10 protein-coding genes are annotated in these 14,567 nt (G+C 62.8%); all 10 read left to right on the forward strand.

From position 1 onward, the window contains the following. The first annotated feature begins 161 nt into the window (after positions 1-161). Positions 162-2,738: a leucine--tRNA ligase gene (gene leuS / locus ACQRAJ_RS00120; RefSeq protein WP_427747319.1), complete on the forward strand. Its 2,577-nt coding sequence runs from the start codon at positions 162-164 to the stop codon at positions 2,736-2,738. Between the two features lie 256 nt (positions 2,739-2,994). Beyond that, on the forward strand, positions 2,995-3,489 hold the full coding sequence (gene rimP, locus ACQRAJ_RS00125; RefSeq protein WP_427747320.1) for a ribosome maturation factor RimP: 495 nt from the start codon (positions 2,995-2,997) through the stop codon (positions 3,487-3,489). A 1-nt stretch (position 3,490) separates the two neighbouring features. Then, positions 3,491-4,738 (forward strand): transcription termination factor NusA, encoded by a 1,248-nt coding sequence (nusA, locus tag ACQRAJ_RS00130; RefSeq protein ID WP_154515419.1) that lies wholly within the window; start codon positions 3,491-3,493, stop codon positions 4,736-4,738. Between the two features lie 91 nt (positions 4,739-4,829). Then, positions 4,830-7,505 carry a translation initiation factor IF-2 gene (infB, locus tag ACQRAJ_RS00135; protein WP_427747321.1) on the forward strand — a complete coding sequence of 892 codons (2,676 nt, stop codon included), beginning with the start codon at positions 4,830-4,832 and terminating at the stop codon, positions 7,503-7,505. Positions 7,506-7,516: 11 nt separating this feature from the next. Then, the gene (gene rbfA / locus ACQRAJ_RS00140) at positions 7,517-7,927 is read left to right on the forward strand and encodes a 30S ribosome-binding factor RbfA (RefSeq protein ID WP_427747323.1); all 411 of its coding nucleotides are present in this window, start codon (positions 7,517-7,519) and stop codon (positions 7,925-7,927) included. Further along, positions 7,920-8,963 carry a DHH family phosphoesterase gene (locus ACQRAJ_RS00145; protein WP_427747324.1) on the forward strand — a complete coding sequence of 348 codons (1,044 nt, stop codon included), beginning with the start codon at positions 7,920-7,922 and terminating at the stop codon, positions 8,961-8,963. Before rbfA ends, ACQRAJ_RS00145 begins: the two co-directional genes overlap by 8 nt. 15 nt (positions 8,964-8,978) lie before the next feature. After that, the gene (gene truB / locus ACQRAJ_RS00150) at positions 8,979-9,911 is read left to right on the forward strand and encodes a tRNA pseudouridine(55) synthase TruB (RefSeq protein ID WP_427747325.1); all 933 of its coding nucleotides are present in this window, start codon (positions 8,979-8,981) and stop codon (positions 9,909-9,911) included. Next, positions 9,908-10,915 (forward strand): riboflavin biosynthesis protein RibF, encoded by a 1,008-nt coding sequence (ribF, locus tag ACQRAJ_RS00155; RefSeq protein WP_427747327.1) that lies wholly within the window; start codon positions 9,908-9,910, stop codon positions 10,913-10,915. The genes truB and ribF overlap by 4 nt, the downstream gene beginning before the upstream one ends. Beyond that, positions 10,908-13,016: a DNA primase gene (dnaG, locus tag ACQRAJ_RS00160; protein ID WP_427747329.1), complete on the forward strand. Its 2,109-nt coding sequence runs from the start codon at positions 10,908-10,910 to the stop codon at positions 13,014-13,016. The genes ribF and dnaG overlap by 8 nt, the downstream gene beginning before the upstream one ends. Before the next feature lie 110 nt (positions 13,017-13,126). Continuing rightward, positions 13,127-14,470 (forward strand): RNA polymerase sigma factor RpoD, encoded by a 1,344-nt coding sequence (rpoD, locus tag ACQRAJ_RS00165; protein ID WP_370450567.1) that lies wholly within the window; start codon positions 13,127-13,129, stop codon positions 14,468-14,470. Positions 14,471-14,567 lie beyond the last annotated feature (97 nt).

Raw genomic sequence — 14,567 nt, forward strand, 5'->3', positions numbered from 1 at the left:
ATCAGTCAAGTTAACCTTAGGGTCGGTCGGCTTGGCTTTGTTCGCTACAAGTTCCGCACGCAAAGAAGAGCACTTAATGTGCTCTTCGTCTTGCGCAGGACTGTCCGCAGTAGCGAATAAAGCCAAGCCGACTGACCCCAGCTAAGATTAAAGGAGCTGATATGTGCGATTGCACAGATCATAAGGACGAGATCCCTGCCTACGACGCGCAGGCCATTGAGTCCAAGTGGATGAAGGCCTGGGAGGACTCCAACCTCTTTGCCGTCGACACCGATGCCAGCAAGCCCAAGAAGTATGTGCTCGAGATGTTCCCGTATCCTTCGGGCGACCTGCACATGGGCCACGCGCGCAACTATACCATCGGCGATGCCATGGCCCGTCAGGCCCGCATGCGCGGCTTTGACGTGCTGCATCCCATTGGCTTTGACGCCTTTGGCCTGCCCGCCGAGAACGCCGCCATCAAGCACAACACGCAGGCTGCCGCCTGGACGTATAAGAACATGGACCAGGCGCTCGCCACGATGAAGCGCATGGGCTTCTCCTACGATCTGGATCGCATGGTCAAGACCTGCAGCCCCGACTACTACCGCTGGGGTCAGTGGATCTTTGAGAAGATGTGGGAAAAGGGCCTGGTCTACCGCAAGAAGAACCCGGTCAACTGGTGCCCCAACTGTAAGACCGTTCTGGCCAACGAGCAGGTTACCGAGGGCAAGTGCTGGCGCTGCGGCACCGAGCCCGAGAAGCGCGACCTTGAGCAGTGGTACTACAAGATTACCGAGTACTCCCAGGAGCTGCTCGACGATCTGGAGAAGCTCCCCGGCTGGCCCGAGCGCGTTAAGCAGATGCAGGCCAACTGGATCGGCCGCTCCGAGGGCGCCGAGGTCGACTTTACCCTGTGTGATGCCAACGGCGATCCCATCGAGGGCGACGAGGGCAAGATCACCGTCTTCACCACGCGTGCCGACACGCTCTTTGGCGTCTCCTTCTTTGTCCTGGCTCCCGAGTACGCTCGTCTGCACGAGCTCGTCGAGGGCACGGAGTACGAGGAGGCCGTGACCAAGATCGTCGAGGACTCCAAGCATATCTCTGCTGTCGAGCGTGCCCAGGGCACCCTCGAGAAGCACGGTGCCTTTACGGGCCGCTACGTGGTTAACCCCGTCAACGGCGAGAAGGTTCCCGTGTGGGTTGCCGACTATGTCGTTGCCGATTACGGCACCGGCGCCGTCATGGCCGTTCCCTGCGGCGACCAGCGCGACTTTGAGTTTGCCCGCAAGTACGACCTCCCGATCGTCCCGATCATCCTGGACGATGACGACCGCGCTGCCGTCGAGGCCAGTGGCGAGACCATCGATACCTTCCATGCCGAGACCGTCGACTGGGATTGCGCCCACGCTGCCGAGGGCACGCTCGTCCAGTCCGGCAAGTACACCGGCATGCGCGGCGGTAAGCACTCCGAGGGCGAGGCTGCCATCGTGGCCGACCTCGAGGCCATGGGCTGCGGTCGTCGCAAGGTCGAGTTCCGCCTGCGCGACTGGCTCATCAGCCGTCAGCGCTATTGGGGCAACCCCATCCCGGCCATCCATTGCGAGCACTGCGGCATTGTGCCCGTGCCCGAGGACCAGCTGCCGGTGACGCTGCCCGAGAACCTGGACCTGGGCGCCGGCGAGACCCTCGCCGAGTGCAAGGACTTCTACGAGACCACCTGCCCGGTCTGCGGCCGCCCGGCCAAGCGCGAGACCGATACCATGGACACCTTCACCTGCTCCAGTTGGTATTACCTGCGCTATACCGACCCGCACAACACCGAGCTGCCCTTCTCCCGCGAGGCGGCAGACCGTTGGATGCCCGTCGATAACTACATCGGCGGCATCGAGCACGCCATTTTGCACCTGCTCTACAGCCGCTTCTTTACCAAGGCACTGCGCGACCTGGGTCTGCTGAGCGTTGACGAGCCCTTTACCAACCTGCTGTGCCAGGGCATGGTTAAGGACGAGAACGGCGACACCATGTCCAAGTCCAAGGGCAACGTCGTGCCTCCGAGCTCGGTTATCGAGCCCTACGGCGCCGACACCATGCGTTTGGCGATCCTGTTTATCGCCCCGCCCGAGAAGGACTTTGACTGGGATCCCAAGGCCGTCGAGGGCGCCAACCGCTTTATCAAGCGCGCCTGGCGTATCGTGTGGCAGCTTGTCCAGTCGGGTGATGCCAACGTTGCCTTCGACAAGTCCGTGCTCGACGAGACCGCGATGAAGCTCTATCGCGAGCGTCACCGCACCATCGCCAAGTGCACCGAGGACTTCGATCGCGGCCAGTTTAACACCGCGATCTCGGCCGTCATGGAGCTCGTCAACGCAGCGAGCGCCTACCTCAACGCCACCGAGGGCGCATCGCGCGACAAGGCACTGTGCTACGGCGTGGCCAAGGACATCGTGAGCGTCCTTGCCCCCATCTGCCCGTTCTGGGCCGACGAGCTGTGGCACGAGGCACTCGGCTGCGAGGGCAACGCCTACACCGCCGCCTGGCCCGAGTTTGATCTGGCCGAGTCCATCGAGGACACGGTGCAGATCGTCGTCCAGGTGCTCGGTAAGGTCCGCGGCCGCATCGATGTGGCCCGCGATGCCTCCAACGAGGAGATGCAGGCTGCCGCCGAGGCCGCTGTTGCCAAGTGGCTCGAGGGCAAGACGGTCGTCAAGGCCATCTGCGTGCCCGGCAAGCTGGTCAACCTGGTGGTTAAGTAAACCTCGCGCATATAGTTGATGCACAATAGACGAGGGACGATCCGGCTGGGTCGTCCCTCTTTTTGGATATGGATACTTGCGACTACACCCAATTATCCATTTCTTGTGGAGAACCTGTGCTCACGCTGACCTGCGGGTTTGTGTTGTGGTTGCACGTTTTCGCAGGTATTGGTATAGTTTGCTTGATAATGAAGTTGTAATTGAAAGAAGTGGGGTTTCGGCTCCGCTTCTTTTTTGTATGGATGGAGGTGCCGCAATGGTCAAGACCAAGACCGAGCAGGCAATCATCGACGCGCTCGAGGCCGTCGCACCCCAGCACGATGTCGATATTGTCGACGTTGAGCTCGTGGGTGCTACCAAGGCCCCCTGCGTGCGTGTGCGTATCGAGGGTGCCGAGGGTCAGAGCCTGTCGCTCAACGACGTCACGGCCAACACCAAGTGGGTCGGCGACGTGATTGAGGAGCTCGACCCCATCTCTTCGAGCTATACGCTCGAGGTGTCGAGCCCGGGTATGGCGCGCCCGCTGCGCCGTCCGCGTGACTTTGCCCGCTTTGTGGGCGAGGACTGCGAGCTTTCCTCCACCGCCACCGAGGGCCGTCGCAAGTACTCCGGCAAGATTGCCGCCGCGACCGAGACCAACGTAACCCTCGAGCTCGAGGACGGCGAGTCTGTCACCCTCGATTATTCCGATGTTAAAAAGTGCAAGTTGAAGCCCGTCTATGACTTCAAGCCCGCGAAGGAAGGAAACTAACATGGCAGCATCCGACATGATGTCCGCCCTGATGGAGCTTTGCCAGGAGAAGCACATCGACCAGCTCTACCTGATCGACCGCCTGGAGCAGTCGCTCGCCAAGAGCTATGCCGAGATCCTGCATCTTGAGTGGGGCGCCAAGGTGACCATCGACCGCACCACCGGCAAGATCTATGTCTACCGCCTGGAGCCGATCGACGATTCCATGGACGAGGAGGGCAACTTCACCGAGTTCGAGGAGATCGACGTCACCCCCAAGAACACCAGCCGCATCGCCGCCCAGCACGCCAAGGCCGAGATCAACGCCATCGTGCGCAACTCCGCCCGCGAGCAGATCTACGAGGAGTTCTCCGGCCGTATCGGCGACCTCATCAGCGGTACCGTACTGCAGTCCACACCCGACTTTACGATCGTCAAGATCCGCGAAGGCGTCGAGGCCGAGCTTCCGCACTTTGATCAGCGCCGCTACGAGAACGAGCGCAACGAGCGCCCCATGGGCGAGCGCTATCTGCACAACCAGCACATCAAGGCCGTGATCATTGACGTTCGCGACCCCAACTCCACGCTTCCGCCGGTTCGCGGCGAGCACAGCCGTCCGCCGATCGTTATCTCGCGTACCCACCCCGAGCTTATGCGTCGTCTGTTTGAGCAGGAGGTGCCCGAGATCTACGAGGGCACCGTCCAGATCAAGTCGATCGCCCGCGAGCCCGGCCAGCGCTCCAAGGTCGCCGTCCACTCGCTCGATGACCGCCTGGATCCCGTGGGCGCCTGCGTCGGTCCCAAGGGCAGCCGTGTGCGCGCCGTCGTGGGTGAGCTGCGCGGTGAGCGCGTCGACGTCATCCTGTGGGATGCCGATCCGGCCGTCTACGTCGCCAACGCCCTGTCGCCTGCCAAGGTCACTCGCGTCCTTATCGACGAGGAGAAGGCCTATGCCGGCGTCATCGTGCCCGACGACCAGCTTTCGCTCGCCATCGGCAAGGAGGGCCAGAACGCCCGCCTGGCCGCACGCCTGACCGGCTGGCACATCGACATTAAGTCCGAGACCCTTGCCGCCGACATCCTCAAGAACGTTCCCGTTCACGAGGAGCCTGCCGCCGACCTGATCGGTGACGAGGAGGATGACGACGCCCGTCGCTGCGAGTACGTGTCCGAGGACGGCATCCAGTGCCGCAACCAGGCCCGTCCCGGTTCCCGTTTCTGCGGTGTCCACGACACCGACGCCTTCGATGATGCGGAGGACCTGATCTAGCGCGCGGTTGCGCTGGACAGGTTCCGGCGCACATCCCACGCTCGTTCAGTCTCTAGGCACCCAAGGTGCCAGAAAGGGTAGGTGAAGTCATATGGCAAAAGTCCGTGTGTCCACCCTGGCCAAAGAGTTCGGCATGACCTCCAAGGAACTGATGGGTCACCTCGCCGAAATGAAGATTCCCGCTAAGTCTGCTTCCTCCGCCCTGGAGGACGCTTATGTTGCCATGGTCCGCAAGCAGCTTGCCTCGGTGATCGAGGCCCGCGCCCAGGAAGTCGAGGCCGCCAAGCAGGCCGAGGAGGAGGCTGCCGCCGCCGAGGAGGCAGCGCGTGCCGCCGAGGCCGAGCGCGAGCGCATCGCCGCCGAGAAGGCACGCGAGGAGGAGCGCCGCCAGTTTGCCGCCGCCCAGGCCGCCGAGGAGGCAGCCCGTGCCGAGGCCGAGGCCAAGAAGAAGGCCGAGCAGGAGCGCCTTGCCCGCGAAAAGGAGGAGGCTGCTCGCGAGGCCCAGCGCCGCGCCGTTCCCGCTTCCGACTCCGGTTCGCGCTTCCGTTCGCTGCTCGATCAGATCGCCGCACAGGAGACCGTGCTCAAGGAGAAGAAGGACGCCGAGGACAAGGCCAAGGCCGAGCGCGGCAACCGTCGCGGCGGCAACAGCGATCGTCGTGGCGGCCGTCGCAACGACCGCAACGCCTCCGAGAACCGCCCGCACAGCCATCGCACCAACGCCAGCAACAATGTCGCTGCCGGCATGGATTTTCCCAACCCCGATAAGCAGGGCAAGGGCAAGAAGCGCAAGGGTGGTCACAACAGCGAAGAGGACCACTACAGCCGCATGGCGCGCGAGGCCGAGGAGTACAGCCGCGAGAAGGTTCTCGAGGAGGCCCGTGCCGCCGTCGAGGAGGCCTCTCGCGAGTCCACCGGTCGCCGCAAGAAGCGCAAGGAGAAGCGCGAGCGCGAGGCCGCTAGGGCTCAGGAGGAGCGCAAGATTGAGGAGGCGCTGGCCCAGGGCGTGAACCCCGAGGAGCTCGACGCCATCAAGGTCTCCCAGGGCGTTACCGTCCAGGAGCTTGCCGAGGCGCTCGACGTTCCGGCCAACGACATCATCAAGCGCCTGTTCCTGCTGGGCACGCCGCTCACCATGACGCAGTCCATGTCCGACGACCTTGTCGAGCTCGTTGCCGACGACTTGGGCCGTCAGATCAGGATCATCACCCCCGAGGAGGAGAACACCTTCTCGTTCTACGACGATCCCGCCGACCTTAAGCCCCGCGCCCCGGTCGTCACCGTCATGGGTCACGTCGACCACGGCAAGACGAGCCTGCTCGACGCCATCCGCCACACCGGCGTCGCTGCCGGCGAGGCTGGCGGCATTACCCAGGCCATCGGCGCATCGCAGGTCATGATCAACGACCGCAAGATCACCTTCATCGATACTCCGGGCCACGCTACCTTTACGGCCATGCGTGCCCGTGGCGCCAAGGTGACCGACATCGTCATCCTGATCGTCGCCGCCGACGACGGCGTCATGCCCCAGACGGTCGAGTCGATCAACCACGCCAAGGCCGCCGGCGTTCCCATCGTCGTCGCCGTCAACAAGATCGATAAGCCCGGCGCCAACCCCGACCGCGTGCGCCAGGAACTCACCGAGTACGGCGTCATCCCCGAGGAGTGGGGCGGACAGAACATGTTCGTCAACATCTCGGCCAAGCAGAAGATCGGTATCGACGACCTTCTGGAGACCGTGCTGCTCCAGGCTGACGTGCTCGAGCTCAAGGCCAACCCCGATACCTTCGCCTCGGGCAACGTCCTCGAGGCCAAGCTCGACAAGGGCCGCGGCTCGGTCGCTACCGTGCTCGTGACCCGCGGTACCCTGCACGTGGGCGATACGCTGGTCGCCGGCCTTACCTATGGCCGCGTTCGCGCCATGCTCGACCCCAAGGGCCGCGCCGTCACCGAGGCCGGTCCCTCCGACGCCGTCGAGATCTTGGGCCTGCAGTCCGTTCCCAACGCCGGCGACGAGTTCCGCGTGTTCGAGGACGAGCGCGAGGCGCGCGCCCTGGCCGATGAGCGCTCGCTCAAGGCCCGCATCGAGGAGCAGAGCCGCGTGAAGCACGTCACGCTCGAGAACCTCTTCGAGACCATCGCCGACGCCGAGGTCAAGGAGCTCAACCTGATCATCAAGGCCGACGTCCAGGGCTCCATCGAGGCACTTCAGGACTCGCTCGACAAGATGGATCAGTCCGAGGTCCGCATCAACACGATCCACTCCGCGGTCGGTGCCATCAACGAGACCGACGTCGTCCTGGCCGACGCCTCTAACGCCATCATCATTGGCTTTGGCGTGCGTCCCGACGGTAAGGCCCGCTCCGCTGCCGAGCGCGAGGGCGTCGAGATCCGTTGCTACGACGTTATCTACAAGTGCCTCGAGGAGCTCGACGCTGCCCGTATCGGCATGCTCAAGCCCACCGAGGTCGAGGTCTCCACGGGTACCGCGACCGTCCTGGACACCTTTAAGGTGCCCAAAGTCGGTATCGCCGCCGGTGTCCGCGTCGAGGAGGGCGAGATCGCCGCGACCGATTCCGTGCGCCTGGTGCGCGACGGCATCGTTGTCTTTAACGGTAAGATCGCCTCGATGCGCCACTACAAGGACGAGGCCAAGAGCCTCAAGAGCGGTTCCGAGGGCGGCATTGGCCTGGAGAACTTCCAGGACATCAAGCCCGGCGACCAGATCGAGGGTTACCGTATCGACCAGGTTGCCCGTACCGAGTAGGGGGTAGCGCTATGAAGCAAACGCAGGCAACCCGCCGTCTGGGCGAGCAGCTTCGCGAGAAGCTCGGTTATATCCTTCTCTTTGAGGTTTCCGATCCGCGTCTCGACCTGGTCACCCTGACCGCGGTCGAGGTCGCGGTGGACCGTTCGTTCGCGCGCGTGTACGTGTCGTGCGATTCGAGCCGCTACGATGAGGTCATGGAGGCGCTCGCCAGCGCCAAGGGTCGCATTCGCAGCCTGTTGGCTCGCTCGCTCGACTGGCGCGTCACGCCCGAGCTCGATTTTCGCATCGATCGCTCGACCGATGAGGCCGAGCGCATTACGCGTGCGCTGGAGAATGTCCCGGCCACGCTGGCGATCGAAAAGGACGAGGACGGCTATCCCATAGCGGATGCCGCCCAGGAGGCAGCTTTAGATGACTAATTCCGCCGACCTCGTCTCGTGCGAGTCTGCAGATATTAAACGACGCATCCTCGAGCTTATCGAGGGTGCGTCCTCCATTGCGATCTCGGGTCATACCTCTCCCGACGGCGATGCCCTGGGCTCCGTGTTGGGCCTGGGTCTCTCGCTCATGAAGGCGTTCCCCGACAAGGACATCGCGCTGCTGCTCGCAGACGACGATCCCGTTCCGCGTATTTACCGCTTTATGGAAGGCGCCGATCGTCTGGTGCCGGCTTCGAGCTTTACGGGCGATCCCGACCTGTTTATCTCGGTGGATGTGCCGGTTGTCGAGCGTCTGAACAACTCGGCCGACGTGCTCCGCCGCTCCAAACATGTGGTGTGCTTTGACCACCATCCGGCGCGCGAGGAGTTTGCCGAGGTAAGCCTGAGGCGTGTCGATGCTGCGGCGTGCGCCATGATCATCGACCGCTTTTTGGATGATTGCGGCGTTGTCGTTCGCGATCGCATCGCCACCTGCCTGCTCTGTGGCCTGGTTACCGATACCGGTCGTTTTCAGTATCAGAATGCCGATGCCGCCGCGTTCCATGCGGCTTCGCGCCTGGTGGCGCACGGTGCCGACCCGGCGCGTGTCGCGCTCGAGGTCTATCAGAGCATGCGCGTCGAGTTCCTGCACCTCAAGTCAATCGTTATGGGCCGCATCAAGACGGTCGCGCACGGGCGCGTGGCGTATAGCTACGCGTACGAAAGCGACCTTAAGGAATGTGGCGTCACCTCGGATGAGTGCGACGGCTTGGTCGATGTGGTGCGCTCGGTGATGGGTGTCGAGGTCTGCCTGTTCCTTAAGGGCATCGAGGGCGATACCAAGGTGCGCGGAAACCTGCGCTCCAAGGGCGACATGGATGTCTCCGAGATTGCGGCCAACTTTGGCGGAGGCGGACATCACGCTGCCGCCGGCTTTACCAATAACGGAACGATTTTCGAGACGCTCACCGCGGCACTTCCCATGCTGGCCGAGCTGGTGGGGGAGGATCCCGCTTCGGTGACCGTCGAGCTTTAACTTTTTGGATGGTACATGGCTCGTCGTACGCCTTCTCAATTGAATATGCTGCTCGCCGTCGATAAACCGGTGGGCTGCACGTCCCACGACGTGGTATCGCGGTGCCGGCGCGCCCTCCATGAGCGGCGCGTCGGTCATGCCGGCACGCTCGACCCCATGGCGTCGGGTGTCATGGTGGTGGGCGTGGGCCAGGCTACGCGTCTGCTGGGCATGCTTACCCTCGATACCAAAAGTTACGTCGCCGATATCTCGTTTGGCGCCGAGACCAATACCGACGATGCGGAAGGCGAGGCCGTCCGTACGGTTGCCATTGCACCTGATCTGCGCGATCCGGCCTATGCCCGTGAGCGCTTGAGCGCCATGCTGGGCCCTCAGATGCAGGTCCCGCCGGCGTTTTCGGCTATTTCGGTCAACGGCATGCGCGCCTATAAGTCTGCACGTGAGGGCAATGCCGTTGAGTTGCCTGCGCGCCCGGTCGAGGTATATTCTGCCGACCTGATCGCCGTGAGTGGCGAGGGCGATTCCTGCATTTGGACCGTTGCCTTCTCGGTGAGCAAGGGCACCTATATCCGTGCGCTCGCTCGCGACCTGGGTCGTGCCTGCGATAGCGCCGCGCATATTTCTGCGCTGCGCCGTACCGCTTCTGGCATTGTCTCCATCGGTGCCTGCCATGCGGTCGAGGAGCTTTCTGCCGAGTCCGCTGCCGGCTTTGCCTTGGACCCCATTGCGGCCCTCGGCGCCATGCGTGTCGACTTGCCGGGCAATCTTGCGGAAGATCTGCTGTGCGGACGTCGTATTCCTATTGATCGCGCGCTTGCCGGCTTCGATGTGTCGAAGGCACCGTTTGCGCTGGTGCTCGATGGCGGACTTAAGGCTTTGGCTCGTATCGAGGATGGTCGCTTTGTGATGGAGCACGTCTTTCCGCAGGCGATCGGCGGTGTTCGATGATGCTGGACCCTCACGAGCTCGCGCGCACATTTTTTGTGGGCGTGGCGGCGGAGGCCCGCATCGTTTTGGCTGATGCTTTTGGTGACTGCGAGTCTATGGGTGCCGCCTCGATTGCCATCGGCGTGTTCGATGGCGTGCATAGGGGACATCGTGAGCTGATCGACGCGGTCATTCGCGATGCGCGCGTCCGCGGCTGCAAAGCGGTTGTCGTAACGTTTGACCCTGATCCAGATGTTGTGGTGAGCCCTGCGCCCGCTCAAAAATTGATGACGACGGCCGACCGCCTGCATGCCCTGGCTCAGACTGGGGTCGATGCCGTGGTGGCTGTTCCCTTTACGCCTGCGGTAGCGTCGCTCGATCACGTGGGCTTCCTTGAGCTGTTGGCGCATGTTGTCGACATTCGCTCCATTCGCGTTGGCAGCGATTTTAGGCTGGGCCGCGGCGGTGCCTCGGGCGTTGCTGAGATGCAGGCATGGGGCGCTGAGCGCGGTGTTGATGTGTATGGGCACAATTTACTGTGCGAGGCCGGCGAGGCTATCTGTGCCACCCGCATTCGACGTGAGCTGAGCTTGGGCCACGTTGAGCTGGCAGCCGATCTACTCGGCCGTCCCTATATGGTGCGCGGCGGCGTGATTCGCGGTCGCCACGAGGGCTCCGATATGGGATTTCCGACGGCAAACCTGCTGGTGCCAAACGGAATCCAGCTGCCTGCCGATGGCGTCTACGAGGGCCTTGTGCTGGTCGACGATACCGTGTGGCCCGCTGCCGTCAACGTGGGCCTGCCGCCGACGTATGCCGACGATGCCGCCTCGGCGCATCTCGAGGCCAACTTGATCGGGTATGCGGGCGACCTGTATGGACGTTCGGTTTCGTTGGCGTTTATGCGTTGGCTGCGTCCTTCGCGCGTGTTTGATTCGCTGGACGAGCTTATCGCGACCGTCGAGGGTAATATTGACGATATCCGTCATAACTTGGGTGAGCAGGGGGTGGGCATCCGTGATTAGCGATGAGGAGAAAGACCAGGTGCGCGCTGCGTCCGACCTGGTTGCCATCGTGCAGGAAACGGTTGAGCTCAAGCCCCGCGGCCATGAGTTTTGGGGTTGCTGCCCCTTCCATGGCGAAAAGACCCCATCGTTTCACATTATCCCCGCTACGCAGGTGTGGCACTGCTTTGGCTGCGGCGAGGGCGGCGACGTCTTCACCTACATCATGAGGCGCGAGAACCTGAGCTTTCCCGAGTCGATTCGCTACCTGGCCGATCGTGCCGGCATTGAGCTGCACGATACCGGCGCGCAGCGCGATCGCGGCACCAAGCGCGCCCGCATCTATGACCTGTGCGCCGAGACGGCCCAGTTCTATCACACCATGCTCATGCGCGGTAAGGACAGCCGTCCGCGTGAGTACTTTGCCAGCCGCGGTATGGGTGGCGACGTCTGCCGTCGCTACTGCCTGGGCTTTGCGCCGGGTCGCAATATGTTGGTGGCCCATCTGTCGCAGAAGGGCTTTACCCCGCAGGAGATGATCGACGCCAACGTGGCCGTGAGCCGTGGGCGCGGACAGCTTGCCGATCGTTTTTACGACCGCGTGATGTTTCCCATCTTTGACGAACAGGGTCATAACATCGCCTTTGGCGGTCGTATTATGGGCGACGGCCAACCCAAGTACCTCAACACCGCCGAGACGAGCGTGTTTTATAAAAAGAGAAACCTCTACGGCTTTAACTGGGCCAAGGAGTTTATCGTCGCGCAGGATACCGCCATCGTGGTGGAGGGATATACCGATTGCATCGCCTGCTGGGAGGCGGGGATCAAAAACGTCGTCGCCACGCTGGGCACGGCGCTGACGGAACATCACGTAAAGACGCTCACCCGTTTTGCCAAGCGCATCGTGTATATGTTCGATGGTGACGCCGCCGGTCAAAAGGCCGCGCGCCGCGCGATTCAGTTTATCGAGCAGGATTCGATGGACCTGCGCTGCGTGGTGCTTCCCAACGGTAACGACCCTATGGAGTTCGTCACGGCGCATGGTGGCGAGGCACTGCAGGCGCGTATCGACGCCGCCGAGCCCCTCATGGACTTTGTGTACCGCTCACTGCAGGAGTCGAGCGACATTACCACGCCGGGCGGTCGCGCCAAGGCGCTCGAGGATGCGCTGACGCTCATCTATCCGCTGCGCGATAGCTACATGATCGATACGTACTTTATCCAGATCGCCGACCTTCTGGGCCTGGATTTGGAGACGGTACGCTCGAGCTCGGGCCGTGTGTTTCGCGATGTCGCCAAACGCGAGGACGCCGAGCGTCGTCGCGAGCAGAACTACGAGCGCCAGCGGGCACAGGCCGAGCGCGCAGGAGGCGCGGGCGGTCGGGCGTCCGGTCCGCAGGGGGCATCTCGCGGCGCCTGGGCGTCGGGGACGACGCCGCCGGTATCCACACCGGTCGAGGAGGAACCGTACGACTATGTGCCGCTCGAGGCCTACGGGGCCGCGCCGGTCGAGGTCGTCGACGATATGCCGCCGATCGATGTGCCTGCTGGCATGGACGCGGCGCCCGCGGGGTCTGCTTCGAGCGCTTCCGTTCCGGCGACGCCGATCGTGCTGACCGATCTGGAGCGGAAGTCTCTGGCGGGGGAGCGCGAGCTGTTGACGATGCTCACCAGCTACCCCGACCTATTCCGCGCGTACACCGATCGCATCTGCTCGATTGAGTGGGTAGACCCCCGTCACGAGTCCATCGCGTGGGCCGTGCTCGCGACGCCGCCGGGCACCGACCCCGCGGCGTGCATGGACGCCGCGCGCGCGGTGTGTCCCGAGGCGGCTTCGCTTGTCAGCGCCGGGCGCATCTCGGCGACGAGCAAGCACCCCACCGAGACGAACATCGTCTTTATGCTCGATACGCTTGAGCTTTACACCATCAAGCGCCGTATGCGGGCTGCCCAGGCCAAGCTGCGCCAGGACCGGTCGCTCGACGATGACGCGCGCCGTGCATTGACCATGCAGGCCGCGCAGGATTCTTTGCGCCAGCGCGAGCTCCAGAAGTCGATTGGCGGCGTGGCCGATCCGTTCCGGTTGATTGGTTTGGAGGCCGCGGGTCCCGATCAGGCCTAGATGTTGTGGTCAATCGGCATGTTATCTGCTATATCCAGTCTGAATTTTGGGTATAGACGTGTAAGTGTGTGCTAAAGTAATGTGTCCTGTGGACTACGAAGGGAGAATCTGTGCCAAATAAGACTGAGAGCACGGGTACTGGGCTGGAATCCTACGTTGCTAAGCTCATGGGCAACGGCTCAAACAGGACTTCGGTAACCGAGGACGAGATCCAGGTCGTCCTGAAGGATATCGATGTTTCTGACGAGCAGCTCAACGCGGTCTATTCCGCGCTGCGCAACAGCGGCATCCAGATTATCTCCGCGAGCGGAAACGACGACGCCCCCATGGACGTCGACGATGACGATAACGATACCGACGATTTCGATGACGACGAGGAGCACGATTCCGGCTCGCTCGACGATCATGAGCTTAAGATGGCCCGTCAGGCCGATGCCGAGATGGGTTCTTGCAAGAGCAAAAAGAAGCGCACCGTCCGCACGTCCCGTTCGCGTTCTCGCGTGCGTGGCATCGATGCCTCCACGGTGATGCTGACCGGTGACCCGGTTCGTATGTACCTTAAGGAGATCGGCAAGGTCGACCTGCTGACTGCCTCCGAAGAGGTCGATCTGGCCATGAAGATCGAGGCCGGTCTCGAGGCCACCGAGAAGCTCGAGGCCGCCGAGGCGGGCGAGATCGAGCTCACTCGCGCCGAGATGCGTCGTCTGACTCGTATCGAGAACGTGGGCCTCGAGGCCAAGCAGGCGCTCATCAGCGCCAACCTCCGTCTGGTCGTCTCCATCGCCAAGCGCTACGTCGGTCGCGGCATGCTGTTCCTGGATCTGATCCAGGAGGGCAACCTCGGTCTGATCCGCGCCGTCGAGAAGTTCGACTACCAGAAGGGCTTCAAGTTCTCCACGTACGCCACGTGGTGGATCCGTCAGGCCATCACGCGCGCTATCGCCGACCAGGCCCGTACCATCCGTATTCCCGTGCACATGGTCGAGACCATCAACAAGCTTGTCCGCGTGCAGCGCCAGCTCCTCCAGGATCTGGGTCGCGACCCGACCCCCGAGGAGATCGGTGCCGAGATGGACATGAGTGCCGACCGCGTCCGCGAGATCCAGAAGATCTCGCAGGAGCCCGTGTCGCTCGAGACTCCTATCGGCGAGGAAGAGGATTCCCAGCTGGGAGACTTTATCGAGGACTCCCAGGCCATCGTTCCGCCCGATGCCGCCAGCTTCTCCATGCTGCAGGAGCAGCTCACCCAGGTGCTCGACTCGCTTGCCGATCGTGAGCGCAAGGTTATTGAGCTGCGCTTTGGACTTGTCGACGGACATCCCCGCACGCTCGAGGAAGTCGGCCGCGAGTTTGGTGTCACGCGCGAGCGCATCCGCCAGATCGAGTCCAAGACCCTGGCCAAGCTCCGCCACCCCAGCCGCTCCAGCAAGCTCAAAGACTATATCGAAAGCTAGTCAAGCAAGAAGCGCCCTCAAGCACATCCGCTTGAGGGCGCTTTCATGTAACAAGGGCCGGCAGTTAAGGCACGGGTAGTCTTTTTGGGACGGGGCT

It is taken from the genome of Collinsella sp. SGI.184, assembly GCF_050313415.1.
GTDB lineage: Bacteria > Actinomycetota > Coriobacteriia > Coriobacteriales > Coriobacteriaceae > Collinsella.

Bases quoted from the DNA above. Each gene is read 5' to 3' on its own strand.
- truB (WP_427747325.1), top strand. From the start codon at position 8,979: ATGGCTCGTCGTACGCCTTCTCAATTGAATATGCTGCTCGCCGTCGAT.
- ribF (WP_427747327.1), top strand. From the start codon at position 9,908: ATGATGCTGGACCCTCACGAGCTCGCGCGCACATTTTTTGTGGGCGTG.
- rbfA (WP_427747323.1), top strand. From the start codon at position 7,517: ATGAAGCAAACGCAGGCAACCCGCCGTCTGGGCGAGCAGCTTCGCGAG.
- infB (WP_427747321.1), top strand. From the start codon at position 4,830: ATGGCAAAAGTCCGTGTGTCCACCCTGGCCAAAGAGTTCGGCATGACC.
- ACQRAJ_RS00145 (WP_427747324.1), top strand. From the start codon at position 7,920: ATGACTAATTCCGCCGACCTCGTCTCGTGCGAGTCTGCAGATATTAAA.
- leuS (WP_427747319.1), top strand. From the start codon at position 162: ATGTGCGATTGCACAGATCATAAGGACGAGATCCCTGCCTACGACGCG.
- nusA (WP_154515419.1), top strand. From the start codon at position 3,491: ATGGCAGCATCCGACATGATGTCCGCCCTGATGGAGCTTTGCCAGGAG.
- rimP (WP_427747320.1), top strand. From the start codon at position 2,995: ATGGTCAAGACCAAGACCGAGCAGGCAATCATCGACGCGCTCGAGGCC.